18 protein-coding genes are annotated in these 18084 nt (G+C 62.4%); 4 read left to right on the top strand and 14 right to left on the bottom strand.

Annotated elements, in window-relative coordinates:
• Positions 1-121 precede the first annotated feature (121 nt).
• The 4 genes from B348_RS0104800 to B348_RS0104785 are packed head-to-tail and all read right to left on the bottom strand — an operon-like array spanning position 122 to position 4208.
• Positions 122-490, bottom strand: a complete 369-nt coding sequence (locus B348_RS0104800) for a glyoxalase superfamily protein (RefSeq protein WP_017735018.1) — start codon at positions 488-490, stop codon at positions 122-124.
• 30 nt (positions 491-520) lie between these two features.
• The gene (locus tag B348_RS0104795) at positions 521-1984 is read right to left on the bottom strand and encodes an amidohydrolase family protein (RefSeq protein ID WP_017735017.1); all 1464 of its coding nucleotides are present in this window, start codon (positions 1982-1984) and stop codon (positions 521-523) included.
• A 1-nt stretch (position 1985) separates the two neighbouring features.
• Positions 1986-2846: a MurR/RpiR family transcriptional regulator gene (locus tag B348_RS0104790; protein ID WP_017735016.1), complete on the bottom strand. Its 861-nt coding sequence runs from the start codon at positions 2844-2846 to the stop codon at positions 1986-1988.
• Between the two features lie 12 nt (positions 2847-2858).
• A complete protein-coding gene (locus tag B348_RS0104785; protein ID WP_256204094.1) occupies positions 2859-4208 on the bottom strand; it encodes a gluconate:H+ symporter in 1350 nt (449 codons plus the stop codon).
• Between the two features lie 248 nt (positions 4209-4456).
• Here B348_RS0104785 and B348_RS0104780 point away from each other — a divergent pair, with 248 nt between their 5' ends.
• Positions 4457-4837 (top strand): lysozyme inhibitor LprI family protein, encoded by a 381-nt coding sequence (locus B348_RS0104780; RefSeq protein WP_017735014.1) that lies wholly within the window; start codon positions 4457-4459, stop codon positions 4835-4837.
• A 127-nt stretch (positions 4838-4964) separates the two neighbouring features.
• On the opposite strand, the gene B348_RS0104775 is transcribed toward B348_RS0104780, so the two are convergent.
• The 5 genes from B348_RS0104775 to B348_RS0104755 form a co-directional block, all read right to left on the bottom strand.
• Positions 4965-6410 carry a SulP family inorganic anion transporter gene (locus tag B348_RS0104775; RefSeq protein WP_017735013.1) on the bottom strand — a complete coding sequence of 482 codons (1446 nt, stop codon included), beginning with the start codon at positions 6408-6410 and terminating at the stop codon, positions 4965-4967.
• Between the two features lie 200 nt (positions 6411-6610).
• On the bottom strand, positions 6611-7504 hold the full coding sequence (locus B348_RS0104770; protein ID WP_017735012.1) for an NAD-dependent epimerase/dehydratase family protein: 894 nt from the start codon (positions 7502-7504) through the stop codon (positions 6611-6613).
• Between the two features lie 103 nt (positions 7505-7607).
• Positions 7608-8504: a LysR family transcriptional regulator gene (locus B348_RS0104765; RefSeq protein ID WP_017735011.1), complete on the bottom strand. Its 897-nt coding sequence runs from the start codon at positions 8502-8504 to the stop codon at positions 7608-7610.
• 30 nt (positions 8505-8534) lie between these two features.
• Entirely contained in the window at positions 8535-9125 is a 591-nt protein-coding gene (locus tag B348_RS0104760) for an NAD(P)H-dependent oxidoreductase (RefSeq protein WP_017735010.1), read from the bottom strand.
• Between the two features lie 118 nt (positions 9126-9243).
• Positions 9244-10008 carry a sulfite exporter TauE/SafE family protein gene (locus tag B348_RS0104755; protein WP_017735009.1) on the bottom strand — a complete coding sequence of 255 codons (765 nt, stop codon included), beginning with the start codon at positions 10006-10008 and terminating at the stop codon, positions 9244-9246.
• 190 nt (positions 10009-10198) lie between these two features.
• On the opposite strand from B348_RS0104755, the gene B348_RS0104750 reads away from it, so the two are divergent.
• Positions 10199-11095, top strand: coding sequence for a LysR substrate-binding domain-containing protein (locus B348_RS0104750; protein WP_017735008.1), 897 nt, complete (start codon positions 10199-10201; stop codon positions 11093-11095).
• Here B348_RS0104750 and B348_RS0104745 read toward each other — a convergent pair.
• Entirely contained in the window at positions 11041-12447 is a 1407-nt protein-coding gene (locus B348_RS0104745; RefSeq protein WP_017735007.1) for an amino acid permease, read from the bottom strand. The genes B348_RS0104750 and B348_RS0104745 overlap by 55 nt on opposite strands.
• Positions 12448-12584: 137 nt before the next feature.
• Positions 12585-13835 carry a kynureninase gene (gene kynU, locus B348_RS0104740; RefSeq protein WP_017735006.1) on the bottom strand — a complete coding sequence of 417 codons (1251 nt, stop codon included), beginning with the start codon at positions 13833-13835 and terminating at the stop codon, positions 12585-12587.
• Between the two features lie 144 nt (positions 13836-13979).
• Between kynU and B348_RS0104735 the strand changes: the two genes are divergently transcribed.
• Entirely contained in the window at positions 13980-14453 is a 474-nt protein-coding gene (locus tag B348_RS0104735; protein ID WP_016974903.1) for an Lrp/AsnC family transcriptional regulator, read from the top strand.
• A gap of 141 nt (positions 14454-14594) precedes the next feature.
• On the opposite strand, the gene catA is transcribed toward B348_RS0104735, so the two are convergent.
• From catA to B348_RS0104720, 3 genes are read right to left on the bottom strand one after another with little or no spacing between them, the layout of a single operon-like run.
• Positions 14595-15524: a catechol 1,2-dioxygenase gene (catA, locus tag B348_RS0104730; RefSeq protein WP_017735005.1), complete on the bottom strand. Its 930-nt coding sequence runs from the start codon at positions 15522-15524 to the stop codon at positions 14595-14597.
• Between the two features lie 42 nt (positions 15525-15566).
• Entirely contained in the window at positions 15567-15857 is a 291-nt protein-coding gene (catC, locus tag B348_RS0104725) for a muconolactone Delta-isomerase (protein WP_017735004.1), read from the bottom strand.
• Positions 15858-15869: 12 nt separating this feature from the next.
• Positions 15870-16997 (bottom strand): muconate cycloisomerase family protein, encoded by a 1128-nt coding sequence (locus B348_RS0104720; RefSeq protein WP_017735003.1) that lies wholly within the window; start codon positions 16995-16997, stop codon positions 15870-15872.
• 114 nt (positions 16998-17111) lie between these two features.
• Here B348_RS0104720 and B348_RS0104715 point away from each other — a divergent pair, with 114 nt between their 5' ends.
• Complete coding sequence (locus B348_RS0104715) at positions 17112-17987, top strand: LysR family transcriptional regulator (protein ID WP_017735002.1); 876 nt, start codon at positions 17112-17114, stop codon at positions 17985-17987.
• Positions 17988-18084: the final 97 nt, after the last annotated feature.

Below are 18084 nucleotides of genomic sequence, written 5' to 3'. Positions count from 1 at the left end.
AGCAGCAGTAATATCGCCAACAGGTCAGTGGTCCTGTGAAACAGCAACCCAACCGCAAACTGGGATTGCAATAAAAAACCGCCTTAACGAAGGCGGTTTTTTATTGCCTGCGATTTACTCCTCAGCCCTCACCTTCTTCAACAAACACCAGCCGATTCCCAAACGGGTCCTTGATGCTCATCTCCCGCGAGCCCCAAGGCGTCTGTTCAACCTCAGGCTTGGCATAACGGTAATCCTTGCCCAGCAACTGCTGCTGGTAACCGTCCACCCCTTGCGCCTGAATCCGCACCGCCGCCCCCGGCGACGCATCGCCATGATGCTCGGACAAATGCAGCACGCACTCACCCAACGACACCTGCAAATACAGCGGGAAATTCGCCTCGAAGCGATGCTGCCAATCCACCGTGAACCCCAGGAAGTCGACGTAAAATTCCAGCGCCTTGGCCTCGTCGAAAATCCGCAAGATGGGGGTGACTTTTCCTAAGTGCATGGCAACCGCTCCGTGTATGAAAAGCACCCACTATAGAGACGAAAACCCCTTGCGCAAATCCCCGCTACGCGCCAGGAACCGACCCGGCCGTTGGCCATTGGCCTGGCCGTCGCAGTAGCTCAACACACCATTGATCCACACCCCGTCGATCCCTTCCGCCGCGCGCTGCGGATCCTTGAAGTCGGCCACGTCACGCACACGCATGGGATCAAACAACACCAGGTCGGCCCAATGCCCCTCGCGAATCTCACCCCGCTCGGCCAAGCCAAACCGCGCCGCCGACAACCCGGTCATCTTGTGCACCGCCGTGTGCAACGGGAACAAGCCCACATCCCGGCTGAAATGCCCCAACACCCGTGGGAACGCGCCCCACAAGCGCGGGTGGGGGAACGGATCTTCCGGCAACCCATCCGAGCCCACCATCGACAGCGGATGCGCGAGGATACGTCGCACATCCGCCTCATCCATCCCGTAGTACACCGCCCCCGCCGGTTGCAGGCGACGCGCCGCGTCCATCAGCGAAACGTCCCACTCGGCGGCGATGTCCTGCAAGTCGCGCCCGCCCAGTTCAGGGTGCGGTGTTGACCAGGTAATGGTGATACGAAACGCATCGGTGACCTGCTTGAGGTCCAGGGTCGAAGAGCTGGCCGCATAGGGATAACAATCACACCCCACCGGGTGGGTTTTCGCCGCCAATTCCAACGCCGCCAACAGCTGCGGACTACGCCCCCAGTTACCCGCTCCGGCACATTTAAGGTGGGAAATGATCACCGGCACCTTGGCATGCCGGCCGATCAGGAACGCTTCATCCATGGCCTCCAGCACCGGTTCGAATTCACTGCGCAAATGGGTGGTGTACACCGCACCGAACGCCGTCAGTTCTTCAGTGAGTTGCAGCACCTCATCGGTCTCGGCATTGAACGCGCTGGCGTACGCCAGCCCTGTAGATAACCCGAGCGCGCCGGCTTCGAGGCTTTCTTGCAGCTGCACGCGCATGGCGGCGATTTCATCCGGCGTGGCCGTGCGGTGCAGGTCGTCCATGTGGTTGCTGCGCAGCGCCGTATGGCCGATCAGGGCGGCGACGTTGACCGCCGGATGGGCGCGTTCGACGGCCGCTCGATAGTCGCTGAAACGCGGATAAACAAACGCCGAAGCGCTGCCGAGCAAATTCATCGGGTCCGGCGGATCACTGCGCAAACTCACCGGCGAGGCGCTAATGCCGCAATTGCCGACAATCACCGTGGTCACGCCCTGGCTCAGCTTGGGCAGCATCTGCGGTTGGCGGATCACCACCGTGTCATCGTGGGTGTGCACGTCGATAAAACCCGGCGCCAACACGCGGCCGCTGGCGTCGACCTCATGCTCGGCCGTCGCTGCCGAGAGGTCGCCGATCGCCGCGATGCGCCCCGCACGCAGCCCCACATCGGCGAGGTAGCCGGGGGTGTTGCTGCCATCAATGATCAGCGCCTGGCGAATCAACGTGTCGTACTTCATTTCAGTCTCCAAGCGGCAGGCTGTCAGGGCCGCCGCGGTAATCGTCGAGGGCCAGCTTGATCCGGCGCAGGCGTTCCCGGTTGTCGTCCGGCATGGCCAGCGCCAGCTCGGTGGCGAGCAGGTCGATGGCCAGCAGCATGCCGTAGCGCGCCGCCGTGGGTTTGTAGATAAAACTGGTTTCGGCCGGTTGCAGCGGCAGCAGCACGTCGGCCAACTGCGCCAGGGGTGAATCGGCCAGGGTGATGGCGATGATGCGCGCGTCGTAGTTGCGCGCCAGCGCCACCACGTCGAGCAACTCGGGGGTGCGGCCGGTCAGGGAGCACACGATCAACACATGCGCCGCGCCCAGGGTTGCCGCCGTGACGCGCATCATCACCGGGTCATGGCAGGCCGCTATCGGATAGCCCAGGCGCACCAGGCGCACCTGCAACTCATCGCTGCACAGGCTCGACGGGCCGCCCATGCCAAACGCGTGGATCATCCGCGCCTGGCCCAGCAGGTTCACGGCATCGACAAACCCCGCCTGATTGAAGCCGGACAGGTGCTGACGCAACGTCGCCTCGATATCGCCGAGAATCTGCCGATGAAACGCCGACTGTTCCGGCTTGCCCGCCGGGTCGAGGAAGCGGCTGCCGACGCCACTGGCCTGCGCCAGTTGCAGGCGCAGGTCGCGTAAATCGCGGCAGCCAACACTGCGGGCAAACCGCGACAGCGTGGCGGTGCTGACCTCGGCCCGCTGGGACAACTCTTCCAGGCTGGCCGACGCGGCAAAACCCACGTCATCGAGCATCAGCTTGGCGATACGGCCTTCGCCAGCGCTGAAGGAATCCTGGCGGGCGCGGATCTGGTAGAGGATGTCCATGGGGTCTCCGGGTTACAGAATGCAGGACAGACCATAGGTAAGACCGAACGCCACCACTGAAATCAGGGTTTCCAGCACGGTCCAGGTCTTGAAGGTCTGGATCACCGTCATATTGAAGTATTCCTTGATCAGCCAGAAGCCGCCGTCGTTGACGTGGGAAAAGATCACCGAGCCCGCACCAGTGGCCAGCACCAACAGTTCCGGGTGGGGATAACCCAGGCCCATGGCCACTGGCGCGACCACGCCGGAGGCGGTGGTCATGGCCACCGTCGCCGAACCCGTGGCGATACGCATCAGTGCGGCGAACAGCCAGCCCATCACCAACGGCGACAGCTGGAAGGCGTGGGCCAGGCCGAGGATTTCGTTGGTGACGCCGGCATCCACCAGAATCCGGTTCAAGCCACCGCCCGCGCCCACCAGCAAGGTGATGCTGGCGGTCGGCGCCAGGCATTCGTTGGTGAACTTGAGGATCGACTCGCGATTGAAGCCCTGGGCGATGCCCAAGGTCCAGAAACTCACCAAGGTCGCCAGCAGCAGCGCGATCACCGAGTTGCCGATAAACAACAGGAACTGGTTGAAACCGCTGCCCGGCGTGGAAAGCACGTTGGCCCAACCGCCGATCATCATCAGCACCACCGGCAACAGGATGGTGCCCATGGTCAGCGCAAAGCTCGGCAGGCGGGTGCGCGGTTCGCGCTCGATGAACTGGCGTTCCAGCGGGTTTTCCGCCGGCAGGTGAATGCGCGGCACGATGAATTTGGCGTACACCGGGCCGGCGATGATCGCCGTCGGGATGCCGATCAAAATCGCATACAGCACGGTCTGCCCCACCGACGCGTTATACGCCAGCACCGCCATCATCGCCGCCGGGTGTGGCGGCACCAGCGCATGCACCACCGACAAGCCGGCCACCATGGGCAAGCCGACCATCAGGATCGACACGCCCACCCGCCGCGCCACGGTAAAGGCGATCGGCACCAGCAACACAAAACCGACCTCGAAAAACAGCGGCAAGCCCACCAGGAACGCGATGCATACCATCGCCCAGTGCGCGTTGCGCTCGCCAAAGCGGTTGATCAGGGTGCGCGCCACCTGCTCGGCGCCGCCGGACTCGGCCATCATCTTGCCGAGCATGGTGCCCAACGCGACGACCAGGGCGATATGCCCCAGGGTCTTGCCGACGCCCGCTTCGTAGGAGCCCATGATGGTGTCTGCCGGCATCCCGGCCACCAGCGCCAGGCCGATGGACACCAGGGTGATGACGATAAACGGGTTGAGCCGGTAACGTGCAATCAGCACGATCAAAGCAATGATGGCGATGGCAGCGTATGCCAACAGCCCGAAGCCCAGTGATGCGGCCATGCGGTACTCCTCGGAAAGGGTCACGTCGAATTGGTTGTGAAACTCATAAATCATTACCGAGGCGTATTTTCAATTTTAATGAAAGTAATTTTCGCCCACAGACACGCGCTGTCGCGTTGGGATATGCCCGACGGCCACTGATGAAAATTCGGGGGGTGTTCTTACATGAAGATCAGAGGATGGCGGAAACTCAAGCGGCGCCATCCAGTCATAGAATGCGCAACCACCCAACAGCCAGGAAACCGCCCATGATTCGCACATCCCTCGCCGCCAGCGCCCTACTGCTCGCCCTGTGCGGCAGCGCCTCGGCCGCCGATAACGCGGCGCTGAAAAAATGCATGGACGGCGCCAACACCACCGCCGACATGGTCAATTGCAACGCCCGGGAAACCAAGGTGCAGGACAAGCGCCTGAACACGGCCTACAAGACCGCCCTCGCCGCTCAGGAAGGGGCGCGCAAGCAGCAACTGCAAGACGTGCAGCGCCTGTGGATAAAGTACCGCGATGCCAACTGCGCCTTTGCCGGCAGCGCCACCGGCGGCAGCATCGATCAGGTCAACGGCTCCGGCTGCGTGCTGGACATGACCCAGACCCGCGCCCAGGAGCTGGAAGACCTGGTCGGGCCATGAAACTATTTGTGGCGAGGGAGCTTGCTCCCGCTGGAGTGCGAAGCGCTCCCAAGACTTGGGGCCGCTACGCAGCCCAGCGGGAGCAAGCTCCCTCGCCACAAGTAGTCCAATCCAGCTCACCACTCAATCAGTCGGGGTGAACCTTGGCGCGCTTGAGCAGCTTCTTGCAGCGCTCCGACAAGTGCAGCACCCGCAGGTGCTTGCCGGCCTTGGCGTAGCGCTCGCGCAGGGTCATCAGCGCGGCAATCGCCGAGTAATCGACAAAGCTCAGGTGACGGCAATCCAGCGTCACCTGGGCCGGGTCGTTGGCCGGGTCGAACTGGTTCAGGAACGGCGTGGTCGAGGCAAAGAACAACGTGCCATGCAGGCGATAGAGCTTGCTGCCATCGGCCTCCAGATGCGCATCGGAATACAGCTCCCGCGCCTGCTGCCAGGCGAAGTTCAGCGCCGCAATCACAATCCCGCACAACACCGCCGTGGCCAGGTCGGTGAATACCGTGATCACCGTCACCGCGATAATCACCAGCACATCGTTGAACGGCACCTTGTTGATCACCCGCAAGGAAGCCCAGGCGAAGGTCTGCTGGGACACCACGAACATCACCCCGACCAGCGCCGCCAGCGGAATCCGCTCGATAAACGGCGACAGAAACAAGATAAACAACAGGATCATCACCCCGGCAAACACCCCGGAGAACCGCCCGCGCCCACCGGAACTGAGGTTGATCACGGTTTGCCCGATCATCGCGCAACCGCCCATGCCGCCAAATACGCCGGAGACCATGTTCGCCGCGCCCAGGGCCACGCTTTCGCGGTCGGGGTAGCCACGGGTCTCGGTGATTTCGTCGGTGAGGTTGAGGGTGAGCAGGGTTTCCAGCAGGCCGACCATGGCCATCAGGAACGCGTACGGCGCGATGATGCCGAGGGTTTCCAGGGTCCAGGGGATCTGCGGCAGGGCAAAGGTGGGGAGGCCGCCGGCGATGTGGGCCATGTCGCCCAACGTGCGGGTCGGCAGGCCGAGCAGGTACACCGCGAGGCCGACGCCGAGGATCGCCACCAGCGCCGGCGGCACCGCGCGGGTGATGCGCGGCAACAGGTAGACAATGGCCATGGTCACCAGCACCAGGCCGATCATCACGTACAACGGCGTGCCGCTGAGCCAGTGCTCACCGCTCTTGAAATGCTCCAGTTGCGCCAGCGCAATGATGATCGCCAAGCCATTCACAAACCCCAGCATCACCGGGTGCGGCACCATGCGCACCAGCTTGCCCAGGCGCAACAGGCCGAACGCGATCATGATCAACCCGCCCAGCAGCACCGTGGCCAGCAGGTATTCGACGCCGTGTTGCACCACCAACGCGACGATCACCACCGCCATCGAGCCCGCCGCACCCGAGACCATGCCGGGCCGACCACCGAACAGCGCGGTGAGGGTGCAGATGATAAAGGCGCCGTAGAGCCCCATCAGCGGGTTGAGGTGGGCCACCAGGGCAAAGGCGATGCATTCGGGCAGCAGCGCAAAAGACGTGGTGAGGCCGGCCAGGGCATCGGCGCGCAGACGGGTGAGGTTCATGAGGTACCAGGGTAATGCGGGGGATAAGGCGGGGGATGGTACGGAATTGAGCGGGGTGGGGCTAGTCTGGAGACCGAGTGGCCTTCATCGCAGGCAAGCCAGCTCCCACACTTGAATGTGTTCACAAATCAAAATGTGGGAGCTGGCTTTTGTGGGAGCTGGCTTGCCTGCGATGAAGACGACTGGGTCTCAAGCGAACATCAAACCATCTCGCGACGAATCCACTCGACTACAGATGTCCGCTGCGGCACCCACCCCAACACCTCCCGCGCCCGCTGCCCACGCACCCGGCTATTGGAACCCAAACCATAGTTGGCCATTTCATACCCCCACTCAGCCTCAGCCTCGGCCAACGGCCAATCCTGCGGTTGACCCAGGTTCAAGGCTTCGGCAATCGCCGTGGTCATGTCGATAAACGACGCCTCGCTGCTTTCGACAAAGTAGAACGTGCCCGGCACATTCCTGGTCAGCGCCAGCAAATACAACGCCACCACATCTTCAATATGCACGTTGGACCAGATGTTCTGCCCCGTCCCCACATGGCGCACCACCCCACTCTTGCGCGCCTGCTTGAGCAAGCGCGGCAATTGCACGCTGTCGCGCTTCACGCCCAGGCTGTGGCCGTAGATCAGGGTGTTGCAGATCACCGCCGAATTCACGCCGTCGTGGGCGGCGGCCAGGATCAGGTTGTCGATGGCGACGCGGGCGGCTTTATCCACCGTTGGTTCCGGCAAGTTGTCTTCGAAGTAGATGACCTCGCTGGCTTTGCCGCCCGACGCATCACCGACGATGCTCGAACCGCTGGTGTGCAGGAACGGTTTGTTCGACCCTTTCAGCGCCGCCAGCAAGGTTTCCACTGCTGCGCGATGGTCGCTGCTCGCGGCGTTGATCACCGCGTCAGCCTTCTGCGCCTGCTCGGTCAATACAGCCGCGTCGTCCAGGCTGCCGATCACCGGGGTGATGCCCAAGGCGGTCATTTCCGCCGCCTGCTCGGCGCTGCGCACCAGGCCGGTGACGGTGTGGCCAGCCTTGACCAGGCCAGTGGCGATGGAGCCACCGATAAAACCTGCGGCGCCGGTAACGAATACGTTCATGGAGCGTTCTCCTGACTGAGTAAGTGATGAGCCCAGTATCAAGGGCCGATCCTTGACGAATAAGCCCCTGCCGCCCAATTCACTCTTGCGCGGCGGTCACGAATCAGCAGGCATACCGCGCCAGTTTGGCCTGGATAAAGTCGAGGAAGCACTGGATACGCAGCGCCAACTGCGAGTTACGGTAATACACCGCGTGGATCGGCTGGCGATAACCGCTGTTGAACGCCTCCAGCACCGGCACCAGGCGCCCGGCGTCGATGTCGGCGCTGGTCATGAAGTTCGACAGGCAGCAAATGCCCTGCCCTTCCAGCGCCAACTGGCGCACGGTTTCGCCGCTGGAGGCAGAAACGCTCGGCTGGATCAGCCAGCGGTCGCCTTCCACATGGCGCAGCGGCCAATGGTTGAGGGTTTCGGTCTGGGTGAAGCCGAGCAGGGTGTGATCGGCCAGCTCGGCCACCGTGGTCGGCGCGCCGAATTGCGCGAGGTAGTCGGGGCTGGCAAGGATATGCAGCGGCGTACAGCCGAGGGAACGGGCATGCAGGGTGGAGTCGGCCAACACACCGATACGGATCGCAATGTCGGTGCTCTGTTCCAGCAGGTCGATGATCAAGTCATCGCTGTTCAGCTCCAGCTGGATGTCCGGGTACAAACGGCGAAATTCGGCGATGTACGGCACGATCCCATGCAGCATGAACGGCACCGCCGCGTTGATACGCAGGCGCCCGGCCGGGTTTTTCTGGCGCGACGACAGGCGTTCTTCCAGCTCATCCATCTGCGCCAGGATCACCTTGGCCTGCTCGAAGAAGTACTTGCCCTCTTCGGTCAGGTCCATGCGCCGCGTGGTGCGGTTGATCAGCGTGGTGTCAAGCTTGGCCTCCAGGCGCGACAGCGTGCGGCTGACCGCCGACGGCGTCTGCCCGACCTGCTCCGCCGCCGCGGAAATCGAGCCGCACTCAATCACGCTGACAAAGATTTGTAGCTCGTCGGATCGGGCTTTCACGGGCGGTCCTCGTTATCGGTTCGCCGCAGCTTACACCGAGAGGTTGAACACCTGCGCCAAGTGCTGCTCGTAGCGCGCCACATCGGCGTCGATGGCCGGGCGTTTCATCACGTCCACACAGAGGAAGGTCGGCAAGGCGGTCATGCCGAGGAATTCGTTGGCCTTGTGGAACGGGAAGTACACGGCGTCCACGCCCTTGGCTTCGAAGAAGTCGCTCGGGTCGTCGAAGGCTTGCTGCGGTGCGTTCCAGGTCAGCGACAGCATGTACTGCTTGCCCTGGATCAGGCCGCCGCTGCCGTATTTCTGCGACGCATCGGAGCGGGTGCGGCCATCGCTGGCGTACAGGCTGCCGTGGCCTTCGGTGAAGACTTCGTCGATGTACTTCTTCACGATCCACGGCGCGCCCATCCACCAGCCGGGCATTTGGTAGATGATCACGTCGGCCCAGAGGAACTTGGCGACCTCTTCAGCCACGTCGTAGCCGGCGTCGATATGGGTGACCTTGACGTCGATACCGCCACGGTCCAGCACGGCCAGGGCGGTGTCATGCAGGGTGGTGTTGTAGCGGCCATCGGAGTGGGCGAACTGTTTGCCGCCGTTGAGCAGGAGTACTTTTTTCATGGGAGGGTGTCCAGAGGTTGAAAATGTCTGGACGCAGACTAACGACCTCGGCCCCTCGGAATAAGCGGCCGCGCCGCAAAATACATTTGACTGAAATGCACGAATCCCTTGTCGATTGTTAACCACTGATCAGCAGATGAGCGCCCAACAGCGCCATGCCGATGAAAAATATCCGCTTGAACAGCTGCGCACTGATGCGCTGACGCACCACCTGGCCGAGCCACATGCCCAACAAGGCCGGGAACAGCGCCAGCAGTGAGGCGTTGATCTCACCGCCGCCCAACGTACCGCGCCAGGCCAACCCGGCGGCCAGCGCCAAGGTCGAGACGGTGAATGACAACCCCAGCGCCTGCACCAACTGATCGCGATTCAAGCCCAGCGCTTGCAGATACGGCACCGCCGGAATCACAAACACGCCAGTGGCCGAGGTAATGACGCCGGTGATCACGCCACACAGCGGGCCCAGCCAACGTTCGTTTGCGGGCTCGACCCTGAACGTGGGCAAGAACAGACCACTCAACGCATACACCAGCAATGCCCCGCCCAATGCGTGAACGACCCAACCGCCGCCGTCCATCCCCAACCACAGGGTGCCAAGCCCGGTGCCGAGCGAGATCAGCAACAGCATCGGCCACAGGCGTTTGAGCAAGGCGCCCAAGTGCCCGCCGAATGCCAATTGCCAGAGGTTGGTGACCGTCGAGGGAATGATCAGCAGCGCCGCAGCCTGCGCCGGCAGCATAGCCAGACCGAGCAGGCCCATGGCGACGGTGGGCAGGCCCAGGCCGATCACGCCCTTGACCGTGCCGGCCAGCAGGAAGGTGGCGAACACCAGCAGGGTCAGCGCGGGGCCGATGTCTTGGTAGAACGCGAGGAAGGTATTCATGGGGCGATTGTGCGGGGTTGGGGCGGGGTTGGGAATTCGCCATATACTGAGGCAGCCTCTTGTTTTGTGTGAGGCTGAGATCGCTATCGCAGGCAAGCCAGCTCCCACCTTTGAAAGTATTCACAAATCAAAATGTGGGAGCGGGCTTGCCCGCGATGAGGCCAGCCCAATCACCCGAGAACCCCAAGCCATGCACTTTGACCTGATCGACCTGCGCCTCTACCTGCACATCCTCGACACCGGCAACATCACCGCCGGCGCCGCCCGCAGCCATTTATCCCTGGCCGCCTCGAGCGCGCGCATCCGCGCCATGGAAGCCTCGCTGGGCATCGAATTCCTCGAACGCGGTCGCCGGGGCGTCACCCCGACACCCGCCGGCATTGCCCTCGCCCGTCACGCCCGCCTGCTGCTGCAACAGGCCGAACACCTGCAACAAGACCTCGCGGAATACGCCAACGGCAGCAAAGGCCAGGTGCGCCTGCTGTGCAACACCACGGCCCTCAGCGAATACCTGCCAGAATTGCTCGCAGACTTTCTGCGCGAACACCCCAACCTCGATATCGACCTGCAAGAGCTGCCCAGCCTGCGCATCACCCAGGCGTTGCGCCAGGGCACGGCGGACCTCGGGATTATTTCCGACGCCGTCGACACCCACGGTTTGCAGACCCAGCCCTTTCGCGACGACCCGCTGGTGTTGATCATGCCGCTGGACCATCCCCTGGCCACGGGCAGCGTGAGTTTTATCGACAGCCTGCAACACGACTACGTCGGCCTGGCCGCCAGCAGCGCCCTGGCGGTGTACCTGGAGGAACAGGCGCTGCACGCCGGGTTTCGCCTGCAAACACGGATTCGCGCCGAAGGGTTTGACGGGGTGATCCGCATGGTCGCCGGCGGCGTCGGCCTGGGCATCGTGCCCCAGGCCGCCCTGCAGCGTTGGCCGGCGGCGCAGCGTTTCAAGGCCCAGCCGCTCAATGAGGCCTGGGCCCGTCGCCGCTTGCTGTTAGCCGCACGCTCGTTCGAACAATTGCCCGGTTACGCCAGAGCCTTGTCTGCCGCCTTGGCCCGGCCCTTGCGGAAGAACCCGTAATACACCGCCGACAGAATCAGCAGGAACGGCACGCCAAACACCAGGGTCATCTTGAACGCCTCGGTGAAGTACGTGGTGATCATCACCGCGCCCATCAGCACCAGGCCCAGCAGCGTGCTGTAGGGAAACAGGCGCAGCTGGAACGACAGCTTCGGCCCGCCATGGCGCTTGCGATAGCGGCGGAAGAACAGGTGCGTGAGAAAGATCATGAACCAGGTGAAGATCGCGCCAAACATCGAGATGGCCATCATCAGGGTGAACGAGCTTTCCGGGTACACCACGTTGAGCAGGGTCGCCAGGGCAATGCCCGAGCTGGACAGCAACAGCGCGTTCAACGGGATGCCGCTCTTGCTCAACGCGCCCATGGATTTGGGTGCGAAGCCAGCGCGGGACAGGCTGAACATCATGCGCGTGGTGATATACAGCTGGCTGTTCATCGCCGACAGCGCTGCGATCAGGATCACGAAGTTCATCACCCCTGTGGCACCGGGAATGCCGATGGTCTGCATCACCGTGACGAACGGGCTCTGGGTCTGCCCGGCCTGGTTCCACGGCACGATGGCGAGCATCAGCGCCAGGGTCAGCAGGTAAAACACCACCAGCCGCACGATGGTGGCGCGGAAGGCTTTTTTCACCGCTTGCTCCGGGTCGGCGGCTTCACCGGCCGCCACGGCGATCATCTCCACGCTCAGGTAGCTGAAGATCGACACGATCACCGCCATCCACATGCCGCTCAGGCCATGGGGGAAAAAGCCGTCGTGGGCCGTGTAGTTCTGCACGCCGTATTCCGGGTTGCCGGAACCGAACACCACATACACCGCGAGGATGATGAAGCCGACGATGGCGCTGATCTTGATCGTCGAGAACCAGTATTCGAAGTTGCCGAAGGTCTTCACGCTGATGGCGTTGAGCACGATCAGCACGCTGGAAAACGACACGATCCACACCCACTCCGGCACGTTGGCGAACCAGTACTTCATGTACATCGCCACCGCCGTGACCTCGGCGCCCACCGCCAGCACAATCGCCGCCCAGTAGGCGTAGCGCACCAGGAACCCGGCCAGCGGGCTGATATAGAACTCGGCATACGCGCCAAAGGAGCCGGAGGTGGAATGGGCCACCGTCATCTCCGCCAGGCAGCCCATCAGCAGCAAGGTGATCAACGCGCCGATGGCGTAGCTCACCAGTACGCTGGGCCCGGCGTAGCCGATGGCGTAGGCGCTGCCCATGAACAGCCCGGTGCCAATGGCGCCGCCGATGGCGATCATGCTCATCTGGCCGGAAGTGAGCTGGCGCCTGAGGCCCAGTTCGCGTTGGGTGATTTCTGCAAAGCCGGTGTCTGGCGTGGTCACGTGGTGTGCCCCTTTATTATTGTGATTGTTGTTGCTGGCGCTGAACCCTGTGGGAGCTGGCTTGCCTGCGATAGCGGTGGTGAATGTTCCACCGCTATCGCAGGCAAGCCAGCTCCCACAGTTTGATCGGTGTTGTGTCAGGTCACGCTATTGCGGACTTTGAATTGTGGCTGGTCCCAGGTGCGCTGATCGAGGATGTCACCGAGGATTTCCACGGCATCGAATACCTCGGTAAAGCTGGTGTACAACGGCGTAAACCCAAACCGCATGATGCGCGGCTCGCGGTAGTCACCGATCACGCCCCGGGCTATCAGCGCCTGGATCACCGCGTACCCTTCGGGATGTTCAAAACTCACATGACTGCCGCGCTTGGCGTGTTCACGCGGGGTGATCAGCGCCAGGTCATGGGCGGCGCAACGCGCTTCGACCAACGCGATAAACAAGTCGGTCAACGCCAGGGATTTGCGGCGCAAGCTGGCCATATCGGTCTGCGCAAAAATCTCCAGGCCGCATTCCACCATGGCCAGCGAGGTGATCGGCTGGGTGCCGCACAGGTAACGGGCAATCCCGGCGCTCGGCGCATAGGTCGACTCCATGGCGAACTGGCGCGTGTGCCCAAACCAGCCCGACAACGGCTGGCGCACCAGGTCCACCAGCGCCGGGTTGACCCACACAAACGCCTGGGAGCCGGGGCCGCCATTGAGGTATTTGTAGGTGCAACCAATCGCGTAATCCGCCTCGGCCTGGTGCAGGTCGATGGGCACCGCGCCCGCCGAATGCGCCAAGTCCCAGATACTCAGCGCACCGCATTCGTGGCTCAACGCGGTGAGCGCCTGCATGTCGTACATGTAGCCGGTCTTGTAGTTGACGTGGGTGAGCATCACCACCGCCACGTCGGCGTCGATGGCGTGCGGCAACTCGTCCGGGCTGTTGACCAGCCGCAGGGAATAACCCTGTTGCAGCAGCTCGGCCAGGCCTTCGGCGATGTACAAGTCGGTGGGAAAGTTGCTCGCTTCGCTGACGATCACCTTGCGCTGCGGTTGACGCTGGCGTTGCACGCTCAACGCGGCGCTGAGCACCTTGAACAGGTTGATCGAAGTGGTATCGGTGATCACCACTTCGCCATCGCGCGCGCCGATCAACGGGGCCAGGCGATTACCCAGGCGTTGGGACAGATCTGCCCAGCCGGCGCTGTTCCAACTGCGGATCAAGCCATTGCCCCACTCCTCGCTGATCACCTGTTGCGCCCGTGCCAACGCCGCTACCGGGCGGGCGCCGAGGGAGTTGCCGTCGAGGTAGATCACCCCCTCCGGCAAGGCGAACTGCTGGCGCAGCGGCGCCAGCAGGTCTTGATCGTCGAGGGTTTGGCAATGGCTTCGGGTGGTCATGGTCTGTCCTGGTTTTTATAAGTGAAGATGGACCAAATAATGAACGAAGATTTAGAGAATTTTCGTGCAAAGTGGCGGGCAACAAGCTAATTAAGCTGTAGGAAATTCGAATTAAACCTCTAAACACGCGGATTTATTCTAAGCATGATTCTCGACGCCACCGACCTGCGCCTCCTGCATTTCCTGCAACAGGATGGGCGTATCAGCAACCAGGAACTGGCAGAGAAAGTCGCGCTGTCACCGTCCGCGTGCCTGCGCCGTTTGCGCCTGCTGGAAAGCGAGGGGATCATCAGCGGCTACCGCGCCGTGCTGAATGCCGAGCAGTTGGGCATCGAGTTGGAAGCCATCGTCCACCTGTCCCTGCGCCAGGATGTGGAGGATTGGCATGAGACGTTTATCAAGAAGGTGCAAGGCTGGCCGGAAGTGGCCAGTGCCTATGTGATCACCGGCGCGAGCAACTATGTGCTGCGGGTGCAGGCGCGCAACCTCAAGCACTTTTCGGACTTTATCGTGAACCACCTGAACCGCACGGCGGGGGTGATGGATATCCGTTCGGAGATTGTGTTGCAGAAGATCAAGGATCGGGATGAGGTGTTGGATCTGGTGATCCGCAAATAGTCGCAACACCACAAAAAAACCTGCAAAAACTGGACCCGGTGGGAGCTGGCTTGCCTGCGATAGCGGTGGTGAATGTTACATAGCTATCGCAGGCAAGCCAGCTCCCACAGGGTCCAGTTCCGACATTTTGGACCGTGTTATTCAGTCTTCCAGGGCACGCACGCGCTGCATGCGTTTCTGCTCTACCGGCGCAGCCGACGACTGCAACTCAAAGTCAAAATCAATCTGCGCAAACCGCCCTTCTACCCCAAACTCCCGCGCCAGTTGCTGATCGTCACTGAAACGAATCTCGGCAATCAACTCATCCCGCGTCGCATAGGCAAAGTCATCATGCAGGTACGGATCATCCGACAGGTTGATCTGCGTGGTCAGGTGCCGATGCCCCGGCGCCGAGATAAAGAAGTGAATATGCGCCGGCCGCTGCCCGTGGCGGCCCAGTTGATCGAGCAACTGCTGGGTCGGCCCGGTCGGCGGGCAACCGTAGCCCGACGGCACAATGCTGCGGAACCGGTAGTTGCCCTGGGCATCGGTCTCGATGCGGCGGCGCAGGTTGAACGCGGACTGGGAAGGGTCAAACCACGAGTAAGTCCCACCCGAATTGGCCTGCCACACATCGACAATCGCCCCGGCCAACGGCTTGCCGTCGGTGTCGCGCACCTGGCCGCGCATAAACAGCGGCGCCGCCGCGTCGGTGCCATCGTCCAGCCGCGCCTCGAACTTGGAGAGCGGCGCGCCGGCCACGTACAGCGGGCCTTCGATGGTGCGCGGCGTGCCGCCGGATTTGCCGGCTTCTTCGTCCGCGGCGTCCATCAGCAAGTCCAGGTAGTGCTCCAGGCCCAGCCCGGCAGCGAGCAAACCGGCTTCCTGGTGCTTACCCAACTCGTTGAGGTAGTTGACCGCCTTCCAGAACTCTTCCGGGGTCACTTCCAGGTCTTCGATGATGTTCACCGTGTCCCGCAGGATTCGGTAGATCAACGCCTTGGTGCGCGGGTTGCCGCCGTCGTTGAGGTTGCCGCTGGCTTCTTCGAGAAACTGTTGGGCGTGGGCAGTCTGGGAAATTCGGATGGACATGGTGCAATCCTCATCTTGTAATTATTAGTGTTGAAAACAGGCTTAACGGTCGTCCTCATGGATCGACGAAGGGTGCCGGCACAGCGCGTTCACTTCGATGGCCATGTAGGGGTAAAGCGGCAGTTGCATCAGCAGGTCGTGCAGTTCTTGCACGCTGTCGACATCGAACACGCTGTAGTTGGCGTAGAGCCCGGCGATGCGCCACAGGTGGCGCCATTTGCCCTCGTGTTGCAGGCGCTGGGCCAAGGCTTTTTCTTCAGCCTTGAGGGCGGCTGCACGCTCGGGGTGCATGTCCAGCGGCAGGTTCACGGTCATTTTTACGTGGAACAACATGGCAGGCGCCTCTTAGTGTTTGTCACGACGGAAGAACGCCAGGCGCTCTTCATCAATGGCCAGGCCCAGGCCCGGGGCGGTGGAGACATGCAGGTGGAAATCGCGGTACACCAGCGGCTCGGCGAGGATGTCTTCGGTCAGCAGCAGCGGGCCGAACAGCTCGGTGTCCCACGCCAGTTTGTTCAACGTCAGGAACGCATGGGCCGAGGCCAGGGTGCCGATGCCGCCTTCGAGCATGGTGCCGCCGTACAGGCCGATGCCGGCCGCTTCGGCAATCGCGGCGGTGCGCAACACGGCGCGCGGGCCGCCGTTCTTGGCGATCTTGAGGGCGAACACCGAAGCCGCGCCTTCGCGGGCCAGGTTGAAGGCGTCTTCCACGCACTCGATGGACTCATCCGCCATGATCGGCGCCGGGCTCGACAGGTTGAGCCGGGCCATGCCGCCCCGGTTGTTGCGCGAAATCGGCTGTTCGATCAGGTCGATACCGTTGTCGCCCAACACCTTGCAGGCACGCAGGGCGACCGCTTCATCCCAGGCCTGATTGACGTCCACGCGCACACTGGCGCGGTCGCCCAGGGCTTTTTTGATCGCGATCACATGGGCCAGATCCTGGCTGACTTCACCAGCACCGATCTTCAGTTTGAAGATGCGGTGACGGCGCAAGTCGAGCATCTTCTCAGCCTCGGCGATGTCCTTTTCGGTGTTACCGCTGGCCAGCGTCCAGGCCACCGGCAGCGCATCGCGCACGCGGCCGCCGAGCAGTTCGCTGACCGGCAGGTTCAGGCGTTTGCCCAAGGCGTCGAGCAAGGCGCTTTCGATGCCGGACTTGGCAAAGGTGTTGCCTCGGATGCTGCGCTCCAGGCGCAACATGGCGGCGTTGATATTGCTCGCATCCTGGCCGATCAACAGCGGGGCGAAGTGGCGGTCGATGTTGACCTTGATGCTGTCCGGGCTTTCGTTGCCATAGCTCAAGCCGCCGATGGTGGTGGCTTCGCCGATGCCTTCGAGGCCATCGGCGCAGCGCAGGCGGATGATCACCAGCGTCTGGTTTTGCAGGGTGTGCATCGCCAGCTTGTGCGGGCGGATGGTAGGCAGATCGACAATAATCGTCTCGATCGACTCGATGGCGCAAATCGGCATGGCAATACCCGCTGGGTTCTTTATAGATTTGCGTCGATTCTGTCCCGCATTTTTCCTGGGTTCCAATATAGAATTGGTCTCAAACAATACTCTCAAGGTATGAATGGAGCTGACATGGAACTGCGTCACCTGCGCTATTTCCAGGTGCTGGGCGAAACCCTCAACTTCACCCGCGCCGCCGAACGCCTGCACATCGCCCAACCGCCGCTGAGCCGGCAGATCCAGCAATTGGAAGAGGAACTGGGCGTGATCCTGCTGGAGCGCGGCCGCCCGCTGCGGCTGACCGAGGCCGGGCGGTTTTTCTATGAACACGCCAACGTGTTGCTCGAACAGCTGAACAAGGTCTGCGACAACACCCGCCGCATTGGCCAGGGCGAGAAGACCTGGCTGGGCATCGGTTTCGCACCCTCGACGCTGTACGGCGTGCTGCCGGAGTTGATCCGCCGCCTGCGCAACCACGAGGCGCTGGAGCTGGAGCTGGGGCTGTCGGAGATGACCACCTTGCAGCAGGTCGAAGCACTCAAGGCCGGGCGCATCGATGTGGGCTTCGGGCGGATTCGCATCGACGACCCGGCCATCGTCCAGCGCGTGTTGGTGGAAGACCGCCTGGTGGCTGTGCTCCCCGCCGGTCACCCGTTGCTCGCCGCGCCCGCCACGCTGGCGCAGTTGGCCGCCGAGCCGTTTGTGCTCTACCCCGGCAACCCGCGCCCCAGCTATGCCGACCACGTGATTGCCTTGTTTGACGCCCATGGCTTGAGCCTCCAGGTGGCGCAGTGGACCAACGAGTTGCAGACCGCCATCGGCCTGGTCGGCGCCGGGATGGGCGTGACGCTGGTGCCGGCGTCGGTGCAGGTGCTGCACCGGGCGGATATTGGCTATACGCCGGTGGTGGAGGCCACGGCGACGTCGCCGATTATCCTCAGCCGACGGGTGAATGATCAGTCGCTGGGGCTGAGGCATTGTTTGCAGTTGGTAGAGGAGCTGATCTGAGCTTTCAAAAACACCCCAAATCCAATGTGGGACCTGGCTTGTGTGGGAGCTGGCTTGCCTGCGATGGCGGCGGGTCAGAAACACATATGCAAGCTGA

Origin of the sequence: Pseudomonas sp. CBZ-4 (genome assembly GCF_000346755.1) — a bacterium.
Taxonomy (GTDB): Bacteria; Pseudomonadota; Gammaproteobacteria; order Pseudomonadales; family Pseudomonadaceae; genus Aquipseudomonas.
The sequence above is the reverse complement of the archived record's forward strand: the minus strand, read 5'-3'. Positions and strand labels throughout refer to the sequence as shown.

What these genes read in the sequence shown, in the direction of transcription:
- B348_RS0104800 (WP_017735018.1), bottom strand. Translation starts at nt 490, where the DNA reads ATGCACTTAGGAAAAGTCACCCCCATCTTGCGGATTTTCGACGAGGCC.
- B348_RS0104795 (WP_017735017.1), bottom strand. Translation starts at nt 1,984, where the DNA reads ATGAAGTACGACACGTTGATTCGCCAGGCGCTGATCATTGATGGCAGC.
- B348_RS0104790 (WP_017735016.1), bottom strand. Translation starts at nt 2,846, where the DNA reads ATGGACATCCTCTACCAGATCCGCGCCCGCCAGGATTCCTTCAGCGCT.
- B348_RS0104785 (WP_256204094.1), bottom strand. Translation starts at nt 4,208, where the DNA reads ATGGCCGCATCACTGGGCTTCGGGCTGTTGGCATACGCTGCCATCGCC.
- B348_RS0104780 (WP_017735014.1), top strand. Translation starts at nt 4,457, where the DNA reads ATGATTCGCACATCCCTCGCCGCCAGCGCCCTACTGCTCGCCCTGTGC.
- B348_RS0104775 (WP_017735013.1), bottom strand. Translation starts at nt 6,410, where the DNA reads ATGAACCTCACCCGTCTGCGCGCCGATGCCCTGGCCGGCCTCACCACG.
- B348_RS0104770 (WP_017735012.1), bottom strand. Translation starts at nt 7,504, where the DNA reads ATGAACGTATTCGTTACCGGCGCCGCAGGTTTTATCGGTGGCTCCATC.
- B348_RS0104760 (WP_017735010.1), bottom strand. Translation starts at nt 9,125, where the DNA reads ATGAAAAAAGTACTCCTGCTCAACGGCGGCAAACAGTTCGCCCACTCC.
- B348_RS0104755 (WP_017735009.1), bottom strand. Translation starts at nt 10,008, where the DNA reads ATGAATACCTTCCTCGCGTTCTACCAAGACATCGGCCCCGCGCTGACC.
- B348_RS0104750 (WP_017735008.1), top strand. Translation starts at nt 10,199, where the DNA reads ATGCACTTTGACCTGATCGACCTGCGCCTCTACCTGCACATCCTCGAC.
- kynU (WP_017735006.1), bottom strand. Translation starts at nt 13,835, where the DNA reads ATGACCACCCGAAGCCATTGCCAAACCCTCGACGATCAAGACCTGCTG.
- B348_RS0104735 (WP_016974903.1), top strand. Translation starts at nt 13,980, where the DNA reads ATGATTCTCGACGCCACCGACCTGCGCCTCCTGCATTTCCTGCAACAG.
- catA (WP_017735005.1), bottom strand. Translation starts at nt 15,524, where the DNA reads ATGTCCATCCGAATTTCCCAGACTGCCCACGCCCAACAGTTTCTCGAA.
- catC (WP_017735004.1), bottom strand. Translation starts at nt 15,857, where the DNA reads ATGTTGTTCCACGTAAAAATGACCGTGAACCTGCCGCTGGACATGCAC.
- B348_RS0104720 (WP_017735003.1), bottom strand. Translation starts at nt 16,997, where the DNA reads ATGCCGATTTGCGCCATCGAGTCGATCGAGACGATTATTGTCGATCTG.
- B348_RS0104715 (WP_017735002.1), top strand. Translation starts at nt 17,112, where the DNA reads ATGGAACTGCGTCACCTGCGCTATTTCCAGGTGCTGGGCGAAACCCTC.